The following is a 25,520-nucleotide window of genomic DNA, read 5'->3' as shown; positions in this document are numbered from 1 at the left end:
GGGTCTACCGTCCGGACATGCGCAGATCCCTGGTGACCCTTTCGGTACTGCTCGCACTGGCGGGCTCGGTCGCGGCCCGGCCCGCCGCCGCGCCGCCGCTGCCGCATCGGATGGCCGACACCGGCGGCGGCAACCAGCTGATCACGGCCGAGGCCCCGGCAAGGGGCTCCACCACGGGCACCGTCACCTGGTGGAATCTGCGCCGGGGCACCTGGGTGAAGGGCGGGTCCGCACCGGCCCGCTTCGGCGCGAAGGGGCTGGCCGAGGGGGCGACGCGCAAGCAGGGCACGAACACCACGCCCACCGGCCTGTACGACCTGCCGTACGCCTTCGGGATCGAGCCCGCACCGGCCGGCACCGTCCATCCGTACCGACGGGTCGGCAACCGGTCGTGGTGGTGTCAGGACACCGCGGCGCGGGCCTACAACCGCTGGGTGGAACCGCGGCCCAAGGACTGCCGGGCGGGCGAGGCGGAGCACCTGATCGCGTATCCGACCCAGTACGCCCGCGCGCTCGTCATCGGGTTCAACTACGCACGGCCGGTACGGGGTCGTGGCGCCGGGATCTTCCTCCACGTCAACGGGCGTGGCGCGACCGCCGGTTGTGTCTCCGTACCGGCGGCCGCGATGGACCGGATCCTCGACTGGGTGGACCCGGCCCGCCGTCCGCACATCGCGATCGGGACCCGGTCGGGCCCGACCGCGATCACGCGCTACTGACGGTACCCGGCAACACCGGTCCGCTCAGCGCTCGTTCTGGGCCAGTCGCAGCAGATGGTCGGCGAGCGCCTGACCGCCCGCCGGGTCACGGCTGATCAGCATCAGGGTGTCGTCGCCCGCGATGGTGCCGAGGATGTCGTGCAGTTCGGCCTGGTCGATGGCCGAGGCGAGGAACTGGGCCGCGCCCGGAGGAGTGCGCAGCACCACGAGGTTGGCCGATGCCTCCGCGGAGATGAGCAGTTCGGCGGAGAGCCGCCGCATCCGCTCCTCCTTCGCCGACCCGCCCAAGGGTGCCTGCGGGGTGCGGAATCCGCCCTCGCTCGGCACCGCGTAGATCAGCTCGCCGCCGGTGTTGCGGATCTTCACCGCGCCCAGCTCGTCCAGATCGCGGGAGAGCGTCGCCTGGGTGACGCTCAGCCCGTCGTCGGCGAGAAGCTTCGCCAACTGGCTCTGCGAGCGCACCGGCTGCCGGTTCAGGATGTCCACGATCCGGCGGTGGCGTGCGGTGCGGGTCTGCGGCACGGACGGCCCGCCGTACTCGGTTTCCTGCGCCTCGGTCATCGTCGTCGCCTCATTCTCCGGATCGTCCGTCCCCTTGTGCCGCGTCGAGAGCGCCGGGCAGTGCCCGGAGCAACGCGTCCACTTCCGCGTCGCCGATGATCAGCGGCGGCATGAGCCGCAGGACATCGGGGGCGGGTGCGTTCACCAGGATTCCGGCTCCCTGAGCCGCCTGTTGCACCTGAGGCGCGAGGGGCTCGGTGAGCACGATACCCAGCAGCAGTCCGGAGCCGCGGACATGGGAGACCAGCGGGTGACCGAGGCCCTCCACGCCGTCCCGGATCTTCTCGCCGAGCCGCTTGACCCGGTCCAGGACGCCGTCGGCGGCCAGGGTGTCCAGGACAGCGAGACCGGCGGCGCAGGCGATCGGGTTGCCGCCGAACGTCGTGCCGTGCTGGCCCGGATGCAGCAGCTCGGCCGCCGGGCCGAAGGCCACGGTCGCGCCGATCGGCAGTCCGCCGCCGAGGCCCTTGGCGAGGGTGACGACGTCGGGCTCGATGCCCTGGTGGGCCTGGTGCTCGAACCACTGGCCGCAGCGGCCGATGCCGGTCTGCACCTCGTCGAGGACGAGCAGGGTGCCGGTGGCCCGGGTGATCTTCCGGGCGGCCTCCAGGTATCCGGCGGGCGGTACGACCACACCGTTCTCGCCCTGGACGGGCTCGATGATCAACAGCGCGGTGTCGGTGGTGACGGCGGCCCGCAGGGCGTCCGCGTCGCCGTACGGGACGTGTGTGACGTCGCCGGGCAGCGGAAGGAACGGCTCGCGCTTCTTGGGCTGGCCGGTGAGTGCGAGCGCGCCCATGGTCCGGCCGTGGAAGCCGCCGTCGGTGGCGACCATGTGGGTCCGCCCGGTCAGCCGGCCGATCTTGAAGGCGGCCTCGTTGGCCTCGGCGCCCGAGTTGGCGAAGTAGACGCGTCCGGTCCGGCCGAAGAGCTGGAGCAGCCGTTCGGCGAGGGCGACAGGCGGTTCGGCGATGAAGAGGTTGGAGACATGGCCGAGGGAGGCGATCTGGGTGGAGACGGCCTCGACGACGGCGGGGTGGGCGTGCCCCAGCGCGTTCACCGCGATCCCGCCGACGAAGTCGAGGTACTCGGTGCCGTCGGCGTCCCACACATGGGCGCCCTCGCCGCGGACCAGGGACAGCTGCGGGGTCCCGTAGTTGTCCATCAGCGCGTGGCTCCAGCGCTGTGCGAGCTCCTGGTTGCTCATGACTCCCCCTGCGCGTCGGGCTGTGCGTCGGGCACGACCATCGTGCCGATTCCTTCGTCGGTGAAGATCTCCAGCAGGATCGAGTGCTGGACCCGGCCGTCGATCACGCGGGCGGTCTCGACCCCGTTGCGCACGGCGTGCAGGCAGCCCTGCATCTTCGGCACCATGCCGCTGGAGAGTTCCGGCAGCAGCTTCTCCAGCTCGGCCGCGGTGAGACGGCTGATCACGTCGTCGCTGTTGGGCCAGTCCTCGTAGAGGCCCTCGACGTCGGTGAGGACCATCAGCGTCTCGGCGTTCAGCGCGGCGGCGAGCGCCGCGGCCGCGGTGTCGGCGTTGACGTTGTAGACGTGGTTGTCGTCGGCGGAGCGTGCGATGGAGGAGATGACCGGGATCCGGCCGTCGTCCAGCAGGGCCTGGACCGCCCCGGTGTCGATGGCGGTGATCTCGCCGACCCGGCCGATGTCGACGAGTTCGCCGTCGATGGTCGGCCGGTGCTGGGTGGCGGTGATCGTGTGGGCGTCCTCGCCGGTCATGCCGACGGCGAGCGGTCCGTGCTGGTTGAGCAGGCCGACGAGATCCCGCTGGACCTGTCCGGCGAGCACCATCCGTACGACGTCCATCGCCTCGGGCGTGGTGACGCGCAGACCTGCCTTGAACTCGCTGACCAGGCCCTGCTTGTCGAGCTGGGCGCTGATCTGCGGGCCGCCGCCGTGCACGACGACGGGCTTGAGGCCGGCCTGGCGCAGGAAGACCACGTCCTGGGCGAAGGCCGCCTTCAGCTCGTCGTCGATCATGGCGTTGCCGCCGAACTTGATGACGACGGTCTTGCCGTTGTGCCGGGTCAGCCAGGGCAGCGCCTCGATGAGGATCTGCGCCTTCGGGAGTGCGGTGTGCTTCCGCGCCGCGCTCACGAGCTGTACGCGCTGTTCTCGTGGACGTAGTCCGCGGTGAGGTCGTTGGCCCAGATGACGGCGGACTCGGTGCCGGCGGCGAGGTCGGCGGTGATCTTGACCTCCCGGTAGCGCATGTCGACCAGGTCGCGGTCCTCGCCGACGCCGCCGTTCTTGCAGACCCAGACGTCGTTGATGGCCACGTTCAGCTGGTCGGGCTCGAAGGCGGCCTTCGTCGTACCGATCGCGGCGAGGACCCGGCCCCAGTTGGGGTCCTCGCCGTGGATGGCGCACTTGAGGAGGTTGTTACGGGCGATGGAGCGGCCCACCTCTACGGCGTCGTCCTCGGTCGCCGCGTTGACGACCTCGATCCGGATGTCCTTGGAGGCACCCTCGGCGTCACCGATGAGCTGCCGGGCGAGGTCGGCGCAGACGGTCCGCACGGCCTCGGCGAACTCCGCCTGCTCCGGCGCGATTCCGCTCGCCCCGGAGGCCAGCAGCAGCACGGTGTCGTTGGTCGACATGCAGCCGTCGGAGTCGACCCGGTCGAAGGTGGTGCGGGTGGCGGCGCGCAGCGCGGAGTCGAGTCCGGCGGCGTCGACGTCGGCGTCGGTGGTGAGGACGACCAGCATGGTGGCGAGGCCCGGGGCGAGCATGCCCGCGCCCTTGGCCATGCCGCCGACGGTCCAGCCCTCGCCGCCCGCGACGGCGGTCTTGTCGACGGTGTCGGTGGTCTTGATCGCGATGGCGGCCTTCTCGCCGCCGTGCTCGCTGAGGGCGGCGGCGGCCTGCTCGATGCCGGGCAGCAGCTTGTCCATCGGGAGCAGCGTGCCGATCAGCCCGGTCGACGCGACCGCGATCTCACCCGCGTTGTGGCCGGTGAGCACCTCGGCGGCCTTCTCGGCGGTGGCGTGGGTGTCCTGGAAGCCCTTCGGCCCGGTGCAGGCGTTGGCACCGCCGGAGTTCAGCACGACGGCGGTGACCTCGCCGCCCTTCAGTACCTGCTCCGACCAGAGGACGGGGGCGGCCTTGACGCGGTTGGAGGTGAAGACGCCCGCGGCGGCGCGACGCGGACCGTGGTTGACCACGAGGGCCAGGTCCGGGTTACCGCTCTCCTTGATTCCCGCGGCGATGCCCGCCGCGGAGAACCCCTGTGCTGCCGTGACGCTCACGGTGCGACTCCGATCGTGGAAAGACCTGTGTCCTCGGGAAGTCCGAGGGCGATGTTCATGCTCTGCAGGGCGCCGCCGGCGGTGCCCTTGGCGAGGTTGTCGATGGCGCTGATCACGATGATCCGGCCCGCCGCCTCGTCGTGGGCGACCTGGATCTGTACGGCGTTGGAACCGTAGACGGCCGCCGTGGCGGGCCACTGCCCCTCGGGGAGCAGGTCGACGAAGGGTTCGTCGGCGAACGCCTTCTCGTACACGTCACGGACGGACGCGGCGCTCACCCCGGGCTTCGCCTTCGCACTGCAGGTGGCGAGAATGCCGCGGGGCATCGGCGCCAGGGTCGGCGTGAAGGACACCGTGACCGGCTCACCGGCCGCCGCGCTGAGGTTCTGGATCATCTCGGGGGTGTGCCGGTGGGCGCCGCCGACGCCGTACGGGGACATGTTGCCCATCACCTCGGAGCCGAGCAGATGCGGCTTGACCGCCTTGCCCGCCCCGGAGGTGCCGGACGCGGCAACGATCACGGCCTCGGGCTCGGCCAGCTGGGCCGCGTACGCCGGGAAGAGCGCGAGGGAGACGGCGGTCGGGTAGCAGCCGGGCACCGCGATACGCTTGGAGCCGGCCAGCGCCGAACGTCCGCCCGGCAGTTCGGGCAGACCGTAGGGCCAGGTGCCGGCGTGCGGCGAACCGTAGAACTTCTCCCAGTCCGCGGCGTCCTTGAGCCGGAAGTCGGCGCCCATGTCGACGATCAGCACCTCGTCACCGAGCTGCTCGGCCACGGCGGCGGACTGTCCGTGCGGGAGGGCGAGGAAGACGACGTCGTGCCCGGCGAGGACCTCGGCGGTGGTCGGCTGGAGCACCCGGTCGGCGAGCGGGCGCAGGTGCGGCTGCAGCGCGCCGAGCTTCTGCCCGGCGTTGGAGTTGGCCGTGAGCGCCCCGATCTCGACCTCGGGGTGAACCAGCAGGAGACGGAGCAGCTCCCCGCCGGCGTATCCACTCGCCCCTGCCACTGCTGCGCGTACCACCATCGAAACCTCCTCGTCGATGGCATGACTATACGCAGCTATGCACTTTTATGCAAAGCTTTGGCGGGTGGTTCGGCGGTCGGCTGTGGGTCGGGGCTTCAGTTGGGGGATGTGCGCGCGAGTTGGCGGAGCGAAGTGAGGCCGTGGCATGTGCGGCGTTACAGCCGGGACCGAGCAGTTCTCGGTCTGCACGGTTCCGACGGCCGGGACTGCTCCGACCCTGTCAGCGAGTGGACGGTGCCAGGAAGGCCCGGTCGATCGATGCCGACGTCAAAGGCCCTTCAGGACACGATCAAGCGCCGACCGGCCCGCAGGTCCCAGTTCGGCCAGCCCTGCCGGCCCGTGCGCCCGGAACAGCTCCCGCCACTTGATCACCGTCGGCCGCGTCGAGCCCACCGCGGCCGCCACCGAGATCGTTCCCGCGCCTGGTTGCGCACACTCCAGCACGATCCGCGCCCGCTCGACATACCCCGCCCGAATCGACCTTGAGCGGGACCACGACCTCGACGTCAGGCGGTCCTGCTCCGAGAGCAGCAGCGGGGCAGGCTGCAACGGGGCCGTGCCATCAGAAGCGATCCGGGCGGCAACCTGACAGAGCCGACTCAACGGTTCCGTCGATCAACTCCCGTGCGACCAGGCGGCCCACGGCCGGGGCGAGCGTGACCGCCGAGTGCATCACTGCCAAGTAGAGGCCGGGGACCTCGGCGACCGGGCCGACGATCGGCTCACCGTCGGCCGGCATTGGGCGCGCTCCGAGTCGGGTGCTGAGCAGCTCGACGCTCCCGGCGCCATGGAAAGTGGACCGGACGGCTGCAAGGGTCCGTTCGGGCGAGTCCGCGGCGGCGATCAGCCGGTCCGGGGCGACCTGCCGAAGATCGAAGTCCTCGGTGTTGACCACGGTGCGGACCAGACCGGCCGGGGCGCGGAGCCGGAACAGCGGCGACGGCGACGGTTCGACCGGGACGCGCACGCCGAGCGATGCGCCCAGCGCGGCCGTGGCAACTCCGGCCGCCAGCACCACCGTCGCACCGGAGAGGGGTCCTGCTGCCGTCTCAACCCCGGCAATCCGGCCCGCTGTATCCCGGCGGACCGCGGTAACCGGCGTGTCCAGATGTACCCGAGCCCCATGGGTGCGAGCGGCCGCGACCAGCCGCTCGGTCACGCCCACCGAGTCAACAGCGCCGTCACCCGGCGCCCAGACAGCCCACTCCGGAGGCTGCCGAAGGGTGGGCTCGAGCGTCGCCACGGTGGCCGCGTCCACGATCGTCTGCCCGAGCCCGGCGTCCGGCGCACTGTCCTCCCTGGTCCAGCTCAGCGAGCCGGACCAGGTAACCGGGAGTCCCGGCAACTCGGCCCCGAGTCGGTGGTACGCCGCCGTTGCGGTGGCCCGCAGCCCGGCGGCCGGACCTTTACGCACGCCAGACGCTCCGACCCAGGCGAACGAGTCCGCCGTCACGCCGGCACCTGGCCGCCCGGCGTCGACCAACGTCACCGCGGCGCCCGCGCGGGCGGCGTGATAGGCCACCGATGCGCCGACAATGCCGGCGCCGACGACGACCAAGTCCCCGCTCACCGATGAGCTCAACACGTTCACGACCCTAGCGTCCGCCCGCGGCCTGGTGGGTCGGCGCCCACCGACCGACAACTGCCCAGGCCATCGGCACTCGTGAACACCCCCTGCAGGTAAGCGTCGCAGGCCGCACCCCTGTGCCAGGCCACGACAGTTGGCACTGATCGGGCTGTGTGACCTGGGGCTCCCAACAGCCTGGCCAGGCCAGTTGGCACTGCCTGGCCAAGATTCTTGGCATCTGTAATGCATTGCCACGTTTGTTGGCACCGGCGCCATGGTTCAGCGCGGCAGCGAGGCCGGCACGCATGGGGTTGCAACGGCGACCGTCTCGTCGCTTGGTTCCTTGCCGCTTTCACGTGACCTTCGGCGATTTCTACAGACCATCCAGTCGCCTGGTCACTGTGTCGAGTGTCGGCCAAGGAGGACCCTCGCGCAGCAAGCGCAGGAATTCCTCTCCGAATCGCCTCCCATTCGGAAACTGGTCGCCAAGCTCCCAACGCCACGCGGCGACCATCGCGATAACGAGCTGCCGGCACTCGTCCAGCAGCCCTTGGTCAACGCCTGGGTAGTGCTCGCAGACCGCCTCGGGAACATGGGCGAGATCGAACTCGACGGGTCCACGGCAGCACGTCTCAAGGTCGATGAACAACGGGCCGTTCTTCGTGCTGAGCACATTGCCCGGATGCGGCTCGCCGTGGAGCAGCTGCTCCACGGCGCCGCGGTCGTCGATCGCTCGTCGCAGGCTTGCCAGCCTGCCGCTGAGGAACACGCGGTCCGCGTCGGTGAGCTCCGGCGAGCGATCCGGGTCGGCGACAACTTCTTCCGCCTCCGTGATCCGGTCCGTGAACCTCGGGCTCGGCACATCGACCTTGCGCATGCCGGCGTGCAGCTGCTCCAGCGCCTTGGCGTAGTCGACCGGTGAGGTGTGAGGTGTCACGGGCTCGTAGTAGGTCCACAGCGTCACTGCGAAGCCATCGCGCGTGTACACACGCGGGTCCGCCCGAGGCTCCAAGGGACACACCGGGCATCCGGCCTCGGTGAGCCGCTGAGCGAGATCGACTTCGAACTGTGCAACCTCTTGTCCCACAGGGGCGACCCGGGCAAAGACGTCGCATGGCGTCAGCCGCAGTGCCAGCTTGTTCGAGTTGTGGAGAACGATTGCATCGTTGGCTGGCAGGTCGAGCGATGCGGCGACCGAAGTCGCAGCCGCGATCGCACGCGTGACGTCGGTCATATCCACCCTCGAATCTTGGCATGGATGAGCGAGGGCGGTGCCAACTATCGTGGCTCGGCACAACCCCGTCCGCCAACTCAAGCGCTCAGCTCCGCCAACTAGCGTGCTCATCCGCCAACTGAAGCGCTCGGTCACATCGGCTGAGACTGAGTTTTCGGGTTGGCCCGTGAGCGCTTGAGTTGGCCCGGGTGAGCGTCGGGGGTGGCCCGGAGATCACTGAGCCGTGACATGCCAGTCAGAACCAGTGCGGCCGGCGCCGACTGGGCTCACCTCCATGTCCGAGCCAGCCCCTGGTAGTGGGGCGCCGTGCGGCCCATGCGCGGCGGATCAGCTCGGGCTGGGCCTGTTCGAGAGGGCGGGGAGCGAAGAGGTGCTCCCGGCGGTGACGCGCTGCCAGATGAAGATGGAGGCGATCTGGCGTTTCCGGTCGTCGGGGACGGGACGTTTCCCAGAGATTTCAGGGAGGCGGGTCGGCCAGCTCCCTCCAAGTCTCCTCGGGGAGTGCCCAGTTGCTCAGGATGTCGCGGCGCCGCTGGTAGTCGGGAAGGTAGTCGGCGATCTCGCGTAGATGTGTGCCCAGCCCGACCACGGCGAAGCGGAAGTCGGTCGGGGCGTCCTTGGCCCCTTTCCAGAAGGCGTCGTCGTTGACCTCGTCACGGACCGAGCCCGGCGGGATGCCCAGTACGAGTGTGGCTTCACGGAGGGTGCACTGGGCGGACCGGCAGACGAGGTGGGCGGCCGCGGTACGACGGACGCGCCGTTCGTCGGCGGGGAACTTCGTGGGCCGGATGAAGCGCTCGTACCAGCCCTGCTCCAGGAACGCGGGGATCTGGTGCGGCGCGAAACCCATGCCCGAGCCGCGAGGGAGAGCCGGCGTCCGTCGGCGGTGGTGAAGGTGTCGTTGTCGCCCTGGACCAGACCCGCTTCGAGGGGGTCGGGGACATCGCGCAGCGGCAGCGCGAAGAGGGAGCACCAGGCGGTGATGGACTCGCTGAGGGATACGTCGATGTGCTGGCCCTCGGTCTCGGCGCCGAGGGCGGCGGTCAGGGCGAGGGCCGCGTGCATGGCTCCGGCCATGTCGCCGATCCGGACGCCGGGGCGTGTGATGTGGCCGTCCAGTCGTCCGGGGACGGCGAAGAAGCCGGACAGGCCGAGGAAGTTGAGCTCGTGGCCGGGTTTCTGTGCGTACGGTCCGCTCTGCCCGTAGCCGCTGAGCGAGCACAGCACCAGGCGCGGATTGGCCTCGTGGAGCGTGGCGTAGCCCAGGCCCATCCCGTCGAGGACGCCGGGACGGAAGCTCTCCACTACGGCGTCGGCGGTGCGGACCAGGTCCAGGAAGGTGTTCCGGTCGTCCTCGTCACGCAGGTCGAGGGCGATCGATCGCTTGTTGCGGTTGAGCGCGTCGAACAGGTCGGGGGCGATCCGCAGGGGGTCGCCGGCGTGGGGGGATTCGACCTTGATGACGTCGGCGCCGAGGTCGGCGAGCAGGGACGTGGCGTACGGGCCGGGCAGGAGGCGGGAGAGGTCGAGGATGCGTTTGCCCGTCAGCGACGACCAGGCGGGGGCTGCGGAGTGGGCGGGGGGTGTCATCGGGTGCACCTGTCTTGCGGGGCGAGGGGCGACGTGCGGCGGGAGGGCCGGTCAGGCCATGAAGGCGAGGCCGTGCGCGATGCCGTTGCGCTGGATCTCGGAGGTGCCGGTCAGGATGCGGAACATGCGGATCTTGCGGAACAGGAACTCGATCTCGTTGCCCTGGGTGAGACCTTCCTTGCCGTGGATCTGGACGGCCTGGTCGAGGATGCGGAAGGCGGACTCGGCGACGAACAGCTTGCTCATGAACGCCTCGGTGCGTACGTCCTTGCCCTGGTCGAGGGCGGCGAGCGCGGCGTAGGTCATCGAGCGGGCCGCGTACAGATCGGTGGCCATGTCGGCGACCTTGTGCTGGATGGACTGCAGGGCCAGCAGGGGCTGTCCGCCGGCAACCTTTCGGGTGCGGGTGCGCTCCAGGGTGAGGCCGAGGGCGCGGCGGGTGGCGCCGATGACGGTGGGGCAGTGCAGGAGCCGGTTGGTGGTGACGCGGCCGAGCGCGATCCGCATGCCCTTTCCCTCCTCGCCGAGGAGGTTCCGGGCGGGGACGTGGCAGTCGTCCAGCACGATGTCGCTCTCGATGTGCTCGCCGGACATGGGCGTGGCGCCGTCGGCCACCCGGCAGCCGGGGCTGTCGAGGTCGACGAGGAAGGCGGAGAAGGCCGGCTTCTCGCCCTCCTGTTCGCCGGTCCCCGCCATCCGGGCCACGACGATGGCGAAGTCGGCGAAGGGGCCCGCGGAGCTGAAGACCTTGTGGCCGCTCAGGCGGTAGCCGTCGCCGTCGCGGACGGCGGTGGTGCGCATGGACCGGACGTCGGAGCCGGCATCGGTCTCGGTCAGCGAGAAGCAGCAGGCGCGCTCGCCGCGCACCAGGGGCAGCAGGTACGTCTCCAGTTGGTACTCGGTGGCGTGGTCGAGGATGTCACCGGCACGGAGCGGGCCGCCCATGTCGCCGAGCACGCTGTGCCCCAGCACGCGTCCGCAGGCGCCCACTTCCTCCTTCAGGGCGGCCAGGGCGGTGTAGGAGAGGTTCTGACCGCCGTACTGCTCGGGCAGATGGATGCCGTAGAAGCCGAGTTCGCGGCTGCGCTGCCAGACGGGTTCGAGGTCGGAGCGGGCGAGGCGGCTCTCGTGGGTGATGCCGCGGTCGCGTTCGTAGTCGGCGAGTTCGCCGTCGAGGTAGGTGCGGAGTCGGTCGACGAGGCCGGAGACCTGGGGGTCGTCGTAGCTGGGGCGCAGGGAGAAGGTCATGTCGTGGTGGTCCTTGCGGTCGGGGGGCGGGGTCAGTTCACGCGGCGGTCGGGGGGCGGGGTCAGTTCACGCGGCGGTCGGCGCCGGCCCAGAACGGTTCACGCACGGCCTTGCGGTCGAGCTTTCCGTTCCGGTTGTGGGGCAGTTCTCCGACGAAGTCGATGCTCTTGGGCTTCTTGAAGCGGTCGAGGCGCTCGGCGCAGAACGCGGTGATCTCGTCGGCGCTCGGCGCGTGGCCGGGGCGGGGCACGATGACGGCCTTGACCGCTTCGCCCCACGTCTCGTCGGGCACGCCGATGACGCAGACCTCCTGGACACCGGGGTGTTCGTAGAGGGCGGCCTCGACCTCGGTGGAGTAGATGTTGAACCCACCGGAGATGATCATGTCTTTCTTGCGGTCGACGAGGAACAGGTAGCCGTCCTCGCGCATCCAGGCGAGGTCGCCGGTGTGGACCCAGCCGTCGCGGAACGTCTGCGCCGACAGTTCGGGCTCCTGCCAGTACTCGCGTACGCAGTCGGGGCCGCGGACGATGAGTTCACCGACCTCGCGGGGCGGCAGCGGTCGGCCGGCCTCGTCGACGATCAGGATCTCGGTGTCGTACATCGCCCGTCCGCAGGACTGGAGCAGTTCGGGGTCGTCCGCGACGGCGTGGGCGATCTCCTGGCTGCTCAGGCCCGCCACCACGCTGGTCGTCTCGCCCAGGCCGTAGCCCTGCGCCACGACCGGGCCGAAGAACCGCACGGCGTCCCGCAGGCGTTGGGGCGAGATGGGCGCGCCTCCCACGCGCACGCCGGTCAGGCTGGACAGATCCCGCCCGGTCGCGTCCGGGTGGGCCAGCACCATGTTGACCATGGCGGGGACGAGGAACGTCGCGGTGATGCGTTCCCTCTCCACCGTCTCCACGAACGCCTCGGCGCTCCAGGCCGGCAGCACATGGGTGGTCGCCCCGGCGAACACATTGGCCAGCAGGGTCATGCCGGTGGCGTGGGTGATGGGGCCGCAGGCGAGGTAGCGGGTGCCCGGCCGGGGCCGGGACTCGTCGCTCATCAGCAGTTTGCGCATGTTCGCGAGGCGGTTGCCGAAGGTCTGGACGGCGGCCTTGAGCGCTCCGGTGGATCCGGAGGTGAAGTTCAGGACGCACGGAGCGTCCTCGTCCACGTCGGTGGCGACCGGGCCGGCTCCCGTCTCCGCTCCCGCCTCGCCGAGCAGGGCCCGGTAGCCGAGGACCGCGGCGGCATCCGGTGTCGCGCCCGACGCGGCGGCCGGCTCGTCATCGAGGAGCACGGGAAGACAGCCGGTGCCCGACGCCTCGACGGCGGCCAGCGCGTCCTCGCGGTGCGCCGCGTCGAACAGGAGGGCGCGCACCGGCGCGTAGCGCAGGATGTGCTCGATCTCGCCGCGCCCCAGACGGGCGTTGACCGGTGCGCGTACCAGTCCGGCCTTGTAGAGGGCGAATTCGACCTCGACCAGCTCCCCGCGGTTCCAGGCCAGGGAGGCGACCGCGTCACCGGGGCGCAGCCCGCGGGCGATCAGGGCCGAGGCGAGCCGGTCGGTCGCGCCGTCCAGCTCCGCGTACGTCCAGGAACGCTCGCCGCAGACCAGAGCGGTCGCGTCGGGCCAGTAACGGGCGCTGCGGGCGAGGTAGGTGCCGAGGTTCATCAACGATCTCCAGCCTTACAGTCTGATCGATTGAATACAACAAGAACGTTTACGGACAGAATGTTTTGTATCTTGTGGGCTGTCAAGAGCCATCTAGACTGTGCGCGAACCACGACAGGGCGAAGGGGGCCGCATGGCCGAGGACAGGCGCACCAGGCGCACCCGCAGGGCGCTGGGCGGCGCACTGGTGGAGCTGGTGCTGGAGCGCGGCTTCAGCGCGCTCACCGTCGAAGACATCACCGAGCGGGCCGATGTCGCGCGCGCCACGTTCTACGCGCACTTCAAGGGCAAGGACGACCTGTTCGCGCGCGTGACCACCGACCTGCTGGAGCAGCTCACGCAGCGTCTGGAGCCGGCGGTGTCCGGCAGCGCCGTCGGATTCACCGGCAAACCGCTGCTGGAGATGTTGCGGCACGTGAGCGACGAACGGGACGTGTACCGGGTCGTCCTGCGCGGCGAGGGGGACGGCAAGCCCCTGCAGATGTTCATGGACTCCTGCGCCGCCGCGACGGCGCAGGAGTTCAAGGCCCGCGCCGAACGCAACAGCGTCCAGCCGCGCATCGACGCCGACCTGCTGGCCCGCGTCTGGGTGGGCGAACAGATCGCCGTACTGCGCTGGTGGGCCGAGCAGGACACCCCGCCGATGCCCGCCGAAGAGGCCGTCCGCATGCTCCTGGACCTGGCCCTGCACGGCCGGTACTGGGCCAGCGGCTTCACCGCACCTGACCGGGGCTGACCGAGGACGCACTGAGCCGCGCGGCGTCCCGGGCCGGGCGGATACAGCAGACGGCCACCGCACCGCAGGTGATCATGACGCCCGCGGCCAGCGCGAACGACTGCGCGTAGCCCGCACTCACCGAGGGCGCCGTGTCCAGCAGGCGGCCGGTCAGAGAGGGGGCCAGCAGCCCCGGAAGCGTCCCCGTCGCAGCCACGATCCCGAAGAGCGCGCCGCGCTGGGAGGCGGGCACGACCGCCGCGGCCGTCATGTAGTGCAGCGGGAAGGCGATGGAGTGCACCGCGAAGGCGACCGCGATCAGGACGAGCCGCACCGGCAGCGGGCCGACGAAGGGGAACACCGCCATCGCCGCCCCCGCACACGCCACCGCCAGGCCCTGCGGCACACCGCTGGAAAGGCGCAGCGACACGCCGCGCCGGGTCAGCCGGTCGACCATCGGGGACAGTGCCAGCAGCAGTACGAAACTCAAGGCGGACACGGCACTGAGCACCGCCGCCGCCGTCCCCGGGCTCATGGTGAGCTCGTTCCTGAGGTACGACGGCAGCCACGCCTGGCTGAGGGCCATCGCCCACGACGCCCCGAAGGCGCTGGCCACGCTCCCGATCACCGTGCCGGAGAGCAGTAGGCGGCGATACGGGACGCGCGCGGGCCCGCCGGTCCCGGCCGGTACGCGCGCGGAAGGCCGGTCATAGGGCCCGTCGCGCCCGACGAACCACCACACCGCGCTCCACACCAGGCTCGTCACGGCCAGCGCGGCGAAGGCCGAACGCCACCCGAACCGGGTGATCAGCCAGGTCACCACGGGCGCCGCTATGAGGGTGCCGAGCGCGGCACCACTGATCTGCAGGGCCGAGGGCAGGCCGCGTCGGCCGACCGGAAACCACTTGTACAGGGCGTGCATCGACATCGGCGTGGCCGGCCCCTCCGCCGCACCGAGCAGCACCCGGCCGGCGACCAGCGCCGGCACGGCCGAGACGATCAGGACGGGCAGCTGGGCCAGGCCCCACACCACGCACATCACGAACAGCAGGACCCGGCTGGAGATGCGTGCGGCGAAGAAGCCGACGACCAGCCCGGAGAGGCTGAACAGGATCGAGTAGGAGCTGGAGATCAGGCCGTAGGTGCTGTGGCTGATGTCCAGCTCGTCCATGATCGGGTCGGCCGCCAGTCCGAGCACCGACTTGTCCGCGAAATTGACGATCATGAACGTGACGATCAGCGCGGTGACGAGCCAGGCGCGGCGCCGGTCGAACGCCGGCGCCGCGAGGTCGCCGGGCGCGTCGAGAGCCAGCGGCGGTGATGGCTGCGAGGACATAGGGAGACTCCTGCGGTTCGGGAGAAGCAGGGGGCGAATGCTCTGCGGCGGGAGGCGCGGCATCGAGCTGACGCGGGTGGCGGCGCCGCTCCCGTCCGGGCACGCCCAGTCGGGGTGCGACGGCAAAGCGTTGAACACAGCGTCCAGTAATGGGCTGTTGATTCGGCAACGTAACGCGCTGGCCACTTCCGGTCAATGCTTCTATGGCAAGTGAGGCGATGCATCACGAGTCGATCGCTGGAGAAAGTGACGAATCAGAACGCGACAGTCATGAAATCAGACGGTGTGTATGGTAGCGATCGGAACGTCACTCAATTCGGAACGTCACTCAATTTCGAGGAGCGCGCATGACCGAGGCACCGCTGGCGCATCTCCACTGGTCCCGCGGCTACACCGACCCGGCATGGGTGCGCCGCTACACCACGTCGGGCCGGGAACTGCTGCCCAGCCGGCGGGTGTGGCGCGGACCGGACCCCGCCCGCAGCCTGCCGACCGGCACCGCCGGCATCGAACAGCTCACGATCACCGCGCCCGACGGCCGCACCCTGACCCTCCAGGACCTCTTCGCGGCCGCCGAGACCGACGCCCTCCTGGTGATGCACCGCGGCACCGTCGTCTACGAGAACTACCCGCACGGGCTGCGGCCCCACGACGCCCACTTCAACGCCTCGGCGGCCAAGTCGTACGTAGGCCTCCTGGCGGCCACCCTGGCCCACCGGGGAACCCTCGACCGTGACGCGACAGCCTCCTCGTACATCCCCGAACTCGCCGGCACCGCCTTCGGGGACAGCACCGTCGACCACCTGCTGCACATGGGAACCCATGTCTCCTACGCGGGGCGCCCCTTCGACAAGCCCGTCGAGGCCCAGCGCTACTTCGCGGTCGTCGCACCACCCCTGCGCCCCTACGGCTACAGCGGCCCCACCAGCATCCGCGAACACCTCACCACCGCACGCGCGACCGCCGCACCGGGGACCGGGTTCCGCTACGAGAACGGCAACGTCGAAGCGCTCGCCGAAATCCTCCGCCGCGTCACCGGCACCACCACCTCGGCCCTGCTGAGCGACATGATCTGGTCCCGGCTCGGCGCCGACGAGGATACTACGTCCTGGACAGCGAGGGCGCCGAAGCCGCCTGCGGCGGATTCAGCGCCACCGCCCGCGACGTGGCCCGGCTCGGCGAGATGATCCGCTGCGGCGGTGCCGTCGCGGACCGGCAGATCATTCCGAACGCCGTGACCGCCGCCATCACCGAAGCGCCGGAGGGCTACCCCAAGCGCGTCCGCTTTCCCGCCGCGCCGCCCAGCGCCCCCGCCAACCTCTCCTACCACGACTTCTGGTGGATCCTGAACGACCCCTACGGCTCCTTCATGGCCAGCGGCATTCACGGCCAACGCCTCTTCATCTCGCCCCAGTTGGAGACCGTCATCGTCCATTACGGATCCCAGGTGATGTCTCCGGTCGCCCCCGCGGCCCCGCTCGTCCCGGCGTTCCTGCAGATCGGCGCCCACCTCCAGCGCACGAGCTGACCCCGGCGCCACGGGCCCGGCGCCGCGGCAGGGGCCGACTGTTCCGGAACCCGGTGATCGCGCCGTTCGGGAACCCGGTGATCGCGGCGGAAGCCGAGCTCCGCCTGACCAGGAAGCCCGGACGGGAACGGGTCGTCGCACGCGCGCGGGAGCGCACGCGAGGGGGCGGACGCGAGGGGGCGGACGCCGCCCGAGCGCGCGTGCCACCCGTGCCCGCCCGTCGATGCCGAACGAGTCGATGTCAGGATGGTTCCATGACGAGCAAGGTTTACTTCGACATCACCATCAACGACGAGCCCGCCGGGCGGATCACGTTCAAGCTGTTCGACGACATCGTTCCCAAGACGGCGGAGAACTTCCGCCAGCTGGCGACGGGCGAGAAGGGCTTCGGTTACAAGGGGTCGTCCTTCCACCGGATCATCCCCGACTTCATGCTGCAGGGCGGCGACTTCACCCGGGGCGACGGCACGGGCGGCCAGAGCATCTACGGCGCCAAGTTCCCGGACGAGAACTTCAAGCTCGCGCACACCAAGCCGGGCCAGCTGTCCATGGCCAACAGCGGCCCCCACTCCAACGGCTCGCAGTTCTTCATCACGACGATCGTGACGTCGTGGCTGGACGGCAAGCACGTGGTCTTCGGCGAGGTCGACGACGAGGACAGCATGAAGCTGGTCAAGAAGATCGAGTCCCTCGGCTCCCAGAGCGGCCGCCCGCAGGCGAAGATCACCATCGCGGACAGCGGCACCGTCTGACCCGCACACACAGCCTCTGGAACGAGCGCGCCGCCCGGCAGTCCCGCCGGGCGGCGCGCTCCGTCGTACCGGCGGCCGACCAGCCCCCGCTCCGCCGATACGGTGCCGGGATGGGAAACTTCTTCCACGGCGGGGGCCGCAGTCTGTCCATGTCCAACGGGGGCACGGACGTCTTCGTCGATGTGCTCATGCTGGCCGTGTCCGATCTCGCCGAGAGCGTCTGGGAGTACCGCTTCGCCACCCTGCTGACCCTGCAGGACCAGGGCGCCGTGGGGCGCGGGGTGGTCGGATTCGACCTGGAGGAAGTCGACTGGGGCAGCTCCCCGGGCGAGCAGGCCGCGGCGAAGGGCTTCGTGCTGCGGGTGCTCGATCTGGCCCTGCGCAGGCACCGGTGGGACGAGCTGGGCTACGAACCACCGTTCGCCGAGGGATATCTGCGGCAGTACCGGGAGATGGTCGAGGCGTTCGACCCCGCCGGCACCGAGCCGCGGAGCGGCATTTTCCCCTTCCCCGGTCCGGAGGAGGCCGCCATGGCCTCGTGCGTACGGCACCGCGTGCTGTGCGCGCCGGCGTACTGGGAGGCATGCGTCTTCTGCAATGCGTCGCGCCACTGACCTCACTGTCAACCGATGGTTGACACCCCGGGGACTGTCAACCTACGGTTGACACATGGTGAATCCCGTACGCCCGACCCATCCCGTGCGCCTCGACGATCTGATCGAGGCCATCAAAAAGGTGCACACCGACGCCCTCGACCAGCTCTCCGACGCGGTGATCGCCGCGGACCACCTCGGTGACATCGCCGACCACCTGATCGGCCACTTCGTGGACCAGGCCCGGCGCTCGGGCGCCTCCTGGACCGAGATCGGCAAGAGCATGGGGGTGACCAGGCAGGCGGCCCAGAAGCGGTTCGTGGCCAAGGACCCCGGCGAGGTGTCGGATCTCGACCCCAGCCAGGGGTTCAGCCGCTTCACCCCGCGGGCCAGGAACGTCGTGATGGCCGCGCAGAACGAGGCCCGCACGGCACACAACGACGAGGTGGGCACCGCGCACCTGGTGCTGGGGCTGCTCAGCGAGCCCGAAGGGCTGGCCGCGGCGTTCGTCAAGGCCCAGGGCATCACGCTGGAGGACGTCCGCCGGGCCGCGACCGAGGCACTGCCACCGGCCGTGACCGGCGAGCTGCCGGAGATCGTCCCGTACGACGCCGGGGCCCGCAAGGCGCTGGAGCTGACGTTCCGGGAGGCTCTTCGGATGGGCCACAACTACATCGGAACCGAGCACATCCTGCTCGCGCTGCTGGAGCAGGAGGACGGTACGGGTGTGCTGACGGATCTCGGCATCGACAAGGCGACCGCCGAGACGGGCATCGCCGAGGCCCTCACCCTCCTCACCGGCTCGCGGGAGGACGGCTGACCGAGCCGCCGGGTCCGCCGGACGCCCCGGCGGACCCGGTGCCGGTCGTCGTACGCCGGTGCCGGGCCCGCCGCGGCGAATTCCGGCCAGTACGCGGCGACCGGGGCGGCGAGGCCCGCACGGCCCCCGGCCGACGGGGCCGGGCTGCGTCGAGCGGTCGTCGTTGTTCGCTCACCGGACGCTGACCAGGGCCGTCCGCTCCCGGGGCCGGACGGGGACGCCGTCCGGCCGACCGCCCCGCAGGCAGACCACGGAACCGCCGACAGGTACGGCGACCGCCGCGCCCGGTTCCCCGTACCCCCGGAAATTCGCCGGGAAGTTCTCCAGAAACTTCAGCGGACTCCCGCTTCGAGCCGGAGACTCCAGCGGCCCGGCACACCGGTGAGCGTGACCGTGGAGAGCGGCCCGACGTCCACGCTCCAGTACGTCGACGGCGGGGCCTTGAGCGCGTAGACGAGCGCGGCCCGGACGACCGCCGGTTCGGCGACGGCGACGATGGCGCCCTCGCATGCGGGGCGGGTGTCCAGCCAGCCCCCTATCCGCGAGATGAACGCGAGCAGCGGTTCACCGCCGTGCGGGGCGGAGCGCGGGTCCGCGAGCCAGGCGTCGACCGCCGCGGGTTCGCATGCGGTGACGTCGGCGAGGGTGCAGCCGCGCCAGCGGCCCATGTCGCAGTCGCGCAGGGCGGGTTGGACGAGCGGGGCGAAGCCGAGTGCGTCGCCGGTCGCACGGCTGCGCGGGGTCGGCGAGCAGTAGCGCAGCTCGGCGGCGCCCAGAGACATGAGGGCGGGCGCGGCGAGCCGGACCTCGTACAGACCGGTGTGGTCCAGCGGCCGGTCGTCGTCGAAGCGCTCGGCGAGCACGGCGGAGCTGCGTGCCGCCGCGACCAACGAGACTCTGGAAGTCATGGCGGTGATCGTGGATCCGAACACCCTTCCGGTCAAGAGGGCCTTCACGAGTCCTTCCGTCCCGTCCCGGCCCGGGGCGGATCCCGCGGCACCTGCCCCCGATTGGCCTGAAGTGGCCTTCTCAGGGACCGCTCGGGCAGCCCGGGTCAGGGCCGGAGGCCGCCCCCGGAACCGGTCAGGACTTCGTCGCAGGCGGTGCGCAGCCGGCGGATCCCCTCGGCGATCTCGGCCGGCCCGGCGACCGCGGAGTAACTCAACCGGATCTGCGGGGCCGGGGGTTCCGCGCAGAAGTACGGGCGGCCGGGTGCGACGGCGACACCCGCGCGCAGGGCCGCCGAGACCACCGCGGACTCGTCCGTACCGGCCTCCGCCTCGGGCAGGCGCAACCACAGACTGCCGCCGCCGGCGGGGATGTGCGGGACCGTGAGGGCGGGCAGTTCCAGGCTCAGGGCCGTCGTCATGGCGATGCGGCGGTTCCTCAGCCCGGTCGACACCGACCGCAGATGGCGGCCCCAGGCCGGGGACCCCACGAGTTCGAGCGCGGCCTCCTGGAGCGGCCGGGGGACGAAGAAGCTGTCGACGACCTGGATGGCCCGCAGCCGGCCCAGTACCGGCCCGCGGGCGGCGAGCGCCCCCACCCGCAGGCTCGGCGAGGCGATCTTGGTGAGGGAGCAGACGTGGACGACCACTCCGTCCGGATCGTCGGCGGCCAGGGGTGCGGGCAGCGGCCCGGCGTCGTCGTGGACCAGCCGGCGCGCGAAGTCGTCCTCGATGACGAAGGCGCCCGCCGCACGGGCGATCCGGACGACCTCGGCGCGCCGTTCCGGGGCGAGGACCGCGCCGGTCGGGTTCTGGAAGAGCGGCTGGCAGACGAAGACGCGGGCACCGGTCGCGCGGAACGCCGCGTCGAGCAGCTCCGGCCGTACGCCGTCGGCATCCATGGGCACCGGCACGGGCCGCAGTCCGGCGGCGCGGGCGACCGCCAGCATGCCGGGGTAGGTGGGTGACTCGACCAGCAACGGGGCGCCGGGCGGGGCGAGGGCGCGCAGTGCGGTGGCCAGGGCGCTCTGGCCGCCCGCGGTGATCAGCACGTCGGCGGCGGTGAACGCGGGCCCGATCTCCCGGGCGAACCAGGAGCGCAGTTCGGTCAGGCCGTCGGTGGGTGGCCGGCCCCAGGCGCCGGGGCGGCGGCCGGCCCGCGCGAGGGCGGCGGCGAGTGCCCGCTCCGGCTGGAGCGAGGGGTGGAGGTAGCCGCCGTTCAGCTCGATGACACCGGGCGGCGGCGCGGCGAGCGTGACCAGGACTCCGGAGGCGTCGACGGTGCGCGGCACCACCTCGGGGCCGCCGTCGCCGCTGAGGGAGACCTCCTGCCAGGAGGTGTCGCCCGGCGGGGGCACATCGGTGCGGGGCTGTGCCCGGAAGGCGCCGGAGCCGGGCCTGGTGACCACCAGCCCCTCGGCGACGAGCTGGGAGATGGCCCGGGAGACGGTGACGGGGCTGACCCGGAAGCGCTCCACCAGGGCTCGACTCGACGGCAGCTTCCCACCGGGCAAGTAGCGGTTCACCTCACTCCGGAGCGATCCGGCGAGGTCGGCGACACTGCTACGCTCTTGCATGAGAGCCAAGGATAGCGCTACCAATAATGGCACGATAGCGGTTGGTTCCTCCGTCGGCATCGATCCCGACCGCGGGGCCGACAGTGCGGCCGGGAGCGGGACGGGCCGCGTCACAGGCCATGAGGGGAACCGCGGCGGCGCCGTTCTCGCCGGGCTCGGTGTCCTCGCCTTCTCGCTGACCTTTCCTTCCACGGCCTGGGGCCTGGAGAGCTTCGGCCCCTGGTCCCTGGTGGCGCTGCGTACCCTGCTCGCCGCGGTGATCGCAGGCAGTGCGCTGCTGCTGGGACGCGTCGCGCTGCCGGACCGACGACACCGGGCCGGGCTCGCCGTCGTCGCCGCGGGTGTGGTGATCGGCTTCCCGCTGCTGACCACGCTGGCGCTGCAGACCTCGACGACCTCGCACGCGGCCGTGGTCGTGGGGCTGCTGCCGCTGACCACCGCGGTGTTCTCCTCGCTGCGTACAGGAGCGCGACCGCCCCGCGCCTTCTGGGTCGCGTCGCTGGCCGGTGCCGCCGTGGTGATCGTGTTCACCGTGCAGCAGAGCGGGGGTGAGCTGTCCGGCGGCGATCTGTATCTGTTCGGCGCGCTGCTGGTGTGCGCGGCGGGGTACACCGAGGGCGGCAGGCTGGCCCGGGTCATGCCGGGCTGGCAGGTGGTCGGCTGGGCGCTGGTGCTCTGTCTGCCGCTCGCGGTGGCGGGAGCGGCGGTCGCGTTGCCGGCCGAGCCGGTGCGGCTGACCGCGCACGGGGTGATCGGTCTGGTCTGGGTGGCGGCCGGCTCGACCTGCCTCGGCCTGTACGTCTGGTACCGCGGGATGGCGGAGATAGGGGTGCCGAGAGCCAGCCAGCTCCAGCTCGCGCAGCCGTTGCTGACCCTGGTCTGGTCGTTCTTCCTGCTCGGCGAGACGGTCTCGGCCGCGGCGCCGGTGGCGGCACTCGCGGTGCTCGTCTGCATCGCGGCCACCCAGCGGGCGGGGCGGGCCCGGCGTCCGCGGTGAAGGACCCGCCCGCTCCACCGGGCGAAGTCGCCTTTCGGTCATAGACTTGTCGACATGGACCGCCATCCGTGAGGAGGTCAGTCCCGATGGAGGCACACACGGGCGACCGGCTGGTGACGCACGGCAGGACCGTGGGCCAGCACGACAAGGTCGCAGAGATCGTCGAAGTGCTCGGGGCCGGGGGCGCTCCCCCGTACCGCGTGCGCTCCGACGACGGACACGAACACCTGATTGCACCCGGTCCCGACAGCGTCGTAGAGCACACCTGTATCCGGAAACAGCCCCCGACTCCGTAGCGGCCTCCGGCGGACGGCACTGCTCTTCGCCTCCGGGCCGCGGGCGGGCCGGCCGGTTCCCGGCAGCCCGCCCCCGACACCTCTCGCGCCCACTCCGCATTCTTGTCCCGGCGGGGTGGGCGCACTTCGTGTCAGCGGGGTGGGCGCACCCGGTTGCGGTAGTGGTCGCCCACCACCCGGTCCATGGCCCCGATCCGGTCCGTGACCACGTCCTTCCCGGAGAAGTAGACGTGACCGCGCACCTGGTCGTACCCGGCTGCGAAGTCGAGGTGCCGGGAGAGTTCGGCCGGGTCCTGCCAGGCGGCGGGCTGGGCGGGGTCACCGGCCTTGTAGAGCGCCTCCCCCACGAACAGGTTGACGCCGGTGCCGCGCACGGCCTCGCTCCACCAGGGCACGAGCTCGGCGTAGTCGGCGGCGGCGAAGCCGATGTTCCAGTAGACCTGCGGGCAGATGTAGTCGATCCAGCCCTTCCTGACCCAGCCGCGGGTGTCGGCGTACAGATCGTCGTAGGTCTGCACCCCCGCCTTGGTGTCGGAGCCGAGCGGGTCGGTCGCGGCGTTGCGCCACACCCCGAACGGGCTGATCCCGAACTGGACGTTCTTCTTGATCTTCTTGATCCGCTCGGCGGTCTCGCGGACCAGCTTGTCGGTGTTGTCGCGCCGCCAGGCGGCCTTGTCCGGGAAACCCGCGCCGTACTTGGCGTACGTGGCGTCGTCGTCGAAGACCTGCCCGGCCACCGGGTACGGGTAGAAGTAGTCGTCCCAGTGCACGGCGTCGATGTCGTAGCGGCGGACCGCGTCCAGCATCGCGTCCTGGACGAAGCGGCGGACCTCGGGGATCCCGGGGTTGTAGTAGAGCTTCCCGCCGTACGGCAGGACCCAGTCGGGGTGCAGTCGGGCCGGGTGGGTGGCAGCCAGCCGGGACGGGTCGGTGTGGTTGGCGACCCGGTACGGGTTGAACCAGGCGTGCAGCTCCAGACCGCGACGGTGCGCCTCGCTCACCGCGGTGCCCAGCGGGTCCCAGCCGGGGTCCTTGCCCTGGACGCCGGTGAGGTACTGGGACCACGGTTCGTAGGGCGAGGGCCACAGCGCGTCGGCGGTCGGCCGGACCTGGAGGATCACGGTGTTCAGCCGCCGGGCCACGGCCTCGTCGAGGTACGCGATCAGCTCGGCCCGCTGCGCGGCCGGCGTCAGGCCGGGCGCCGAGGGCCAGTCGACGTTGGCGACGGTGGCGACCCAGATGCCGCGCAGTTCGCGCCGTGCCACATGGTGAGCACCCGGGCGCGCCGGTGCGCCGGGGCGCCCGGCACCGGTCCGCCGGGGCGGAACCGCGGCCGCGTCACCGGCCGCGGTGACGGTGCTCACCACCCCCGCAACCACCCCGGCCGCACCCGCCACAAAGCCTCTTCGGGCCATTTGCCGCATTTCGCTGCACCTGCCGTCTCTCTGTCCACATCGTCACCCCGGGTATCCGGGCGTAACGCAGAGCATGCCCGCCCCGGCCCACGATGACCCGTAGGTCGCGGAGTAACGTCGGGGGGTCGGGGCGGGCACCGGAATCAGACGGGAACCTGCGACACGCAGAACAGCGAAAGGCACGAGGTGACGGACTCTATGGCCGACATTGCACGCGTCGGAGTGGTGGGCTGTGGCCAGATGGGCGCGGGCATCGCGGAGGTGTGCGCCCGCAGCGGTCTCGAGGTCATGGTGGCCGAGACCACCGGCGAGGCGTTGGAGATCGGCCGCACCCGGCTGCACAACTCCCTCTCGAAGGCCGCCGAGCGCGGCAAGATCACTCCCGAGGAGCGCGACGAGACACTCGCCCGGCTGAGCTTCACCACGGACCTGGGCGAATTCGCCGACCGCGATCTCGTCATCGAGGCCGTCGTGGAGAACGAGCAGGTCAAGACCGAGATCTTCCAGGTGCTCGACCAGGTGGTGACCCGGCAGGACGCGATCCTCGCCTCGAACACCTCCTCCATCCCGCTGGTGAAGCTGGCCGTGGCGACCTCCCGCCCGGACCAGGTCATCGGCATCCACTTCTTCAACCCGGCGCCGGTGCAGAAGCTCGTCGAGCTGATCCCCGCGCTGACGACGTCCGACGAGACGGTGAAGCGCGCCGAGGCCCTGGTGCAGGACGTCCTCGGCAAGCACCCGATCCGCGCCCAGGACCGCTCCGGCTTCGTCGTCAACGCGCTGCTGATTCCGTATCTGCTCTCCGCGATCCGGATGTTCGAGTCGGGGATCGCCAGCCGTGAGGACATCGACAACGGCATGGAGCTCGGCTGCGCCCACCCCATGGGCCCGCTCAAGCTCTCCGATCTGATCGGTCTCGACACGGTGGCCTCGGTCGCCGACTCGATGTACGCGGAGTTCAAGGAGCCGCTGTACGCCGCTCCCCCGCTGCTCCAGCGCATGGTGGACGCGGGCCGGCTCGGCCGCAAGACCGGCTCGGGCTTCTACCCGTACTCCTGATCCTTCCTTCGTGCCCGTACGGGGCCGGTCCGGGCGATCCCAGGACCGGCCCCGTTCGCGGTTCGCGGTGCCTCACCCCAGCCGTAAGTGGCGGAGCATCATCAGCCCGGCGGCCATGCCGGCGGCCGGGACCTCGCCGCGGGCGATCATCTCGGGCACCAGCTTGAGCGGTATCCACTCGCGGCGTGAGGACTCGAAGGCGTCGCTGGGCGCGCCGGTCCAGGCGGCCTCCTCGGACCAGTAGAGGTGGTGCCGGGCGTCGGTGAGGCCGTTCGACGGCTCCACGGTCAGCAGCGGGTGCAGCGGCCCGGGGCGCCAGCCGGTCTCCTCCTCCATCTCCCGGGCGGCGGCGGCCGCGATGTCCTCGCCGTCCTCGACGACACCCGCGGCGAGCTCCCAGCCCCAGCTGTCCGTGATGAAACGGTGCCGCCAGAGCAGGAGCACCTCATCGGCCTCGTTGACGGCGGTGGCCGCCGCGACGGGGCGGAGCCGGATGAGGTAGTGGTCGAGATGACGGCCGTCGGGGATGACCACGTCCGCCAGATTGACCCGGAACCAGCGGTTCTCGTACACAGTTTGTTCGTTCAGATTCACCCATTGCACGTTTCTGCC

At 70.9% G+C, this 25,520-nt stretch carries 26 protein-coding genes; 10 read left to right on the top strand and 16 right to left on the bottom strand.

Annotation, left to right across the window (positions count from 1 at the left end; translation table 11 throughout):
* Nucleotides 1-17: 17 nt before the first annotated feature.
* On the top strand, nucleotides 18-719 hold the full coding sequence (locus tag OG520_RS32655; protein WP_399332471.1) for a L,D-transpeptidase: 702 nt from the start codon (nucleotides 18-20) through the stop codon (nucleotides 717-719).
* 24 nt (nucleotides 720-743) lie between these two features.
* On the opposite strand, the gene OG520_RS32650 is transcribed toward OG520_RS32655, so the two are convergent.
* The 11 genes from OG520_RS32650 to OG520_RS32600 all read right to left on the bottom strand — a co-directional run bounded on the left by OG520_RS32650 (nucleotide 744) and on the right by OG520_RS32600 (nucleotide 12,873).
* On the bottom strand, nucleotides 744-1,280 hold the full coding sequence (locus OG520_RS32650; RefSeq protein WP_072484461.1) for an arginine repressor: 537 nt from the start codon (nucleotides 1,278-1,280) through the stop codon (nucleotides 744-746).
* A gap of 10 nt (nucleotides 1,281-1,290) precedes the next feature.
* The gene (locus OG520_RS32645; protein ID WP_406015509.1) at nucleotides 1,291-2,487 is read right to left on the bottom strand and encodes an acetylornithine transaminase; all 1,197 of its coding nucleotides are present in this window, start codon (nucleotides 2,485-2,487) and stop codon (nucleotides 1,291-1,293) included.
* Complete coding sequence (gene argB, locus OG520_RS32640; RefSeq protein WP_406015508.1) at nucleotides 2,484-3,398, bottom strand: acetylglutamate kinase; 915 nt, start codon at nucleotides 3,396-3,398, stop codon at nucleotides 2,484-2,486. Before argB ends, OG520_RS32645 begins: the two co-directional genes overlap by 4 nt.
* On the bottom strand, nucleotides 3,395-4,549 hold the full coding sequence (gene argJ / locus OG520_RS32635; RefSeq protein WP_406015507.1) for a bifunctional glutamate N-acetyltransferase/amino-acid acetyltransferase ArgJ: 1,155 nt from the start codon (nucleotides 4,547-4,549) through the stop codon (nucleotides 3,395-3,397). Before argJ ends, argB begins: the two co-directional genes overlap by 4 nt.
* A complete protein-coding gene (gene argC, locus OG520_RS32630) occupies nucleotides 4,546-5,574 on the bottom strand; it encodes an N-acetyl-gamma-glutamyl-phosphate reductase (protein ID WP_406015506.1) in 1,029 nt (342 codons plus the stop codon). Before argC ends, argJ begins: the two co-directional genes overlap by 4 nt.
* Nucleotides 5,575-5,841: 267 nt before the next feature.
* Nucleotides 5,842-6,123 (bottom strand): helix-turn-helix domain-containing protein, encoded by a 282-nt coding sequence (locus OG520_RS32625; protein ID WP_406015505.1) that lies wholly within the window; start codon nucleotides 6,121-6,123, stop codon nucleotides 5,842-5,844.
* A 13-nt stretch (nucleotides 6,124-6,136) separates the two neighbouring features.
* On the bottom strand, nucleotides 6,137-7,165 hold the full coding sequence (locus tag OG520_RS32620; protein ID WP_406015504.1) for an NAD(P)/FAD-dependent oxidoreductase: 1,029 nt from the start codon (nucleotides 7,163-7,165) through the stop codon (nucleotides 6,137-6,139).
* Between the two features lie 349 nt (nucleotides 7,166-7,514).
* Nucleotides 7,515-8,375: a phosphotransferase gene (locus tag OG520_RS32615; RefSeq protein ID WP_406016626.1), complete on the bottom strand. Its 861-nt coding sequence runs from the start codon at nucleotides 8,373-8,375 to the stop codon at nucleotides 7,515-7,517.
* Between the two features lie 513 nt (nucleotides 8,376-8,888).
* A complete protein-coding gene (locus OG520_RS32610; protein WP_406015503.1) occupies nucleotides 8,889-9,965 on the bottom strand; it encodes a CoA transferase in 1,077 nt (358 codons plus the stop codon).
* 51 nt (nucleotides 9,966-10,016) lie between these two features.
* Complete coding sequence (locus OG520_RS32605; RefSeq protein ID WP_406015502.1) at nucleotides 10,017-11,213, bottom strand: acyl-CoA dehydrogenase family protein; 1,197 nt, start codon at nucleotides 11,211-11,213, stop codon at nucleotides 10,017-10,019.
* Between the two features lie 61 nt (nucleotides 11,214-11,274).
* Nucleotides 11,275-12,873 (bottom strand): class I adenylate-forming enzyme family protein, encoded by a 1,599-nt coding sequence (locus OG520_RS32600; RefSeq protein ID WP_406015501.1) that lies wholly within the window; start codon nucleotides 12,871-12,873, stop codon nucleotides 11,275-11,277.
* 133 nt (nucleotides 12,874-13,006) lie between these two features.
* Here OG520_RS32600 and OG520_RS32595 point away from each other — a divergent pair, with 133 nt between their 5' ends.
* Entirely contained in the window at nucleotides 13,007-13,609 is a 603-nt protein-coding gene (locus OG520_RS32595; protein ID WP_406015500.1) for a TetR/AcrR family transcriptional regulator, read from the top strand.
* Here OG520_RS32595 and OG520_RS32590 read toward each other — a convergent pair.
* Nucleotides 13,587-14,924: an MFS transporter gene (locus OG520_RS32590; protein ID WP_406015499.1), complete on the bottom strand. Its 1,338-nt coding sequence runs from the start codon at nucleotides 14,922-14,924 to the stop codon at nucleotides 13,587-13,589. The two genes, OG520_RS32595 and OG520_RS32590, sit on opposite strands and share 23 nt — an antisense overlap.
* 347 nt (nucleotides 14,925-15,271) lie before the next feature.
* Here OG520_RS32590 and OG520_RS32585 point away from each other — a divergent pair, with 347 nt between their 5' ends.
* The 5 genes from OG520_RS32585 to OG520_RS32565 all read left to right on the top strand — a co-directional run bounded on the left by OG520_RS32585 (nucleotide 15,272) and on the right by OG520_RS32565 (nucleotide 18,617).
* Complete coding sequence (locus OG520_RS32585) at nucleotides 15,272-16,111, top strand: serine hydrolase domain-containing protein (RefSeq protein ID WP_406015498.1); 840 nt, start codon at nucleotides 15,272-15,274, stop codon at nucleotides 16,109-16,111.
* Nucleotides 16,090-16,452, top strand: a complete 363-nt coding sequence (locus OG520_RS32580) for a hypothetical protein (protein ID WP_406015497.1) — start codon at nucleotides 16,090-16,092, stop codon at nucleotides 16,450-16,452. Before OG520_RS32585 ends, OG520_RS32580 begins: the two co-directional genes overlap by 22 nt.
* Before the next feature lie 254 nt (nucleotides 16,453-16,706).
* Complete coding sequence (locus tag OG520_RS32575) at nucleotides 16,707-17,204, top strand: peptidylprolyl isomerase (RefSeq protein WP_266421761.1); 498 nt, start codon at nucleotides 16,707-16,709, stop codon at nucleotides 17,202-17,204.
* Between the two features lie 110 nt (nucleotides 17,205-17,314).
* Nucleotides 17,315-17,818, top strand: a complete 504-nt coding sequence (locus tag OG520_RS32570) for a hypothetical protein (protein ID WP_406015496.1) — start codon at nucleotides 17,315-17,317, stop codon at nucleotides 17,816-17,818.
* A 55-nt stretch (nucleotides 17,819-17,873) separates the two neighbouring features.
* Nucleotides 17,874-18,617, top strand: a complete 744-nt coding sequence (locus tag OG520_RS32565) for a Clp protease N-terminal domain-containing protein (protein WP_406015495.1) — start codon at nucleotides 17,874-17,876, stop codon at nucleotides 18,615-18,617.
* Nucleotides 18,618-18,949: 332 nt separating this feature from the next.
* Here OG520_RS32565 and OG520_RS32560 read toward each other — a convergent pair whose 3' ends face one another.
* Nucleotides 18,950-19,525, bottom strand: coding sequence for a histidine phosphatase family protein (locus tag OG520_RS32560; RefSeq protein WP_406015494.1), 576 nt, complete (start codon nucleotides 19,523-19,525; stop codon nucleotides 18,950-18,952).
* Nucleotides 19,526-19,671: 146 nt separating this feature from the next.
* Entirely contained in the window at nucleotides 19,672-21,141 is a 1,470-nt protein-coding gene (locus OG520_RS32555) for a PLP-dependent aminotransferase family protein (protein WP_406015493.1), read from the bottom strand.
* Here OG520_RS32555 and OG520_RS32550 point away from each other — a divergent pair.
* Nucleotides 21,140-22,138, top strand: a complete 999-nt coding sequence (locus OG520_RS32550; RefSeq protein WP_406015492.1) for a DMT family transporter — start codon at nucleotides 21,140-21,142, stop codon at nucleotides 22,136-22,138. The genes OG520_RS32555 and OG520_RS32550 overlap by 2 nt on opposite strands.
* 86 nt (nucleotides 22,139-22,224) lie before the next feature.
* Complete coding sequence (locus OG520_RS32545; RefSeq protein ID WP_266421746.1) at nucleotides 22,225-22,434, top strand: DUF1918 domain-containing protein; 210 nt, start codon at nucleotides 22,225-22,227, stop codon at nucleotides 22,432-22,434.
* A gap of 131 nt (nucleotides 22,435-22,565) precedes the next feature.
* On the opposite strand, the gene OG520_RS32540 is transcribed toward OG520_RS32545, so the two are convergent.
* A complete protein-coding gene (locus OG520_RS32540) occupies nucleotides 22,566-23,831 on the bottom strand; it encodes a glycoside hydrolase family 10 protein (RefSeq protein WP_399330275.1) in 1,266 nt (421 codons plus the stop codon).
* Nucleotides 23,832-24,047: 216 nt separating this feature from the next.
* Between OG520_RS32540 and OG520_RS32535 the strand changes: the two genes are divergently transcribed.
* Nucleotides 24,048-24,908, top strand: a complete 861-nt coding sequence (locus OG520_RS32535) for a 3-hydroxybutyryl-CoA dehydrogenase (RefSeq protein ID WP_114243580.1) — start codon at nucleotides 24,048-24,050, stop codon at nucleotides 24,906-24,908.
* Nucleotides 24,909-24,980: 72 nt separating this feature from the next.
* On the opposite strand, the gene OG520_RS32530 is transcribed toward OG520_RS32535, so the two are convergent.
* Nucleotides 24,981-25,511, bottom strand: a complete 531-nt coding sequence (locus OG520_RS32530; RefSeq protein ID WP_399330063.1) for an NUDIX domain-containing protein — start codon at nucleotides 25,509-25,511, stop codon at nucleotides 24,981-24,983.
* Nucleotides 25,512-25,520 lie beyond the last annotated feature (9 nt).

The sequence above is a fragment of the Streptomyces sp. NBC_00984 genome, from assembly GCF_045162475.1.
Lineage (GTDB): Bacteria > Actinomycetota > Actinomycetes > Streptomycetales > Streptomycetaceae > Streptomyces.
This window is presented reverse-complemented; position numbering and strand designations above follow the sequence as displayed.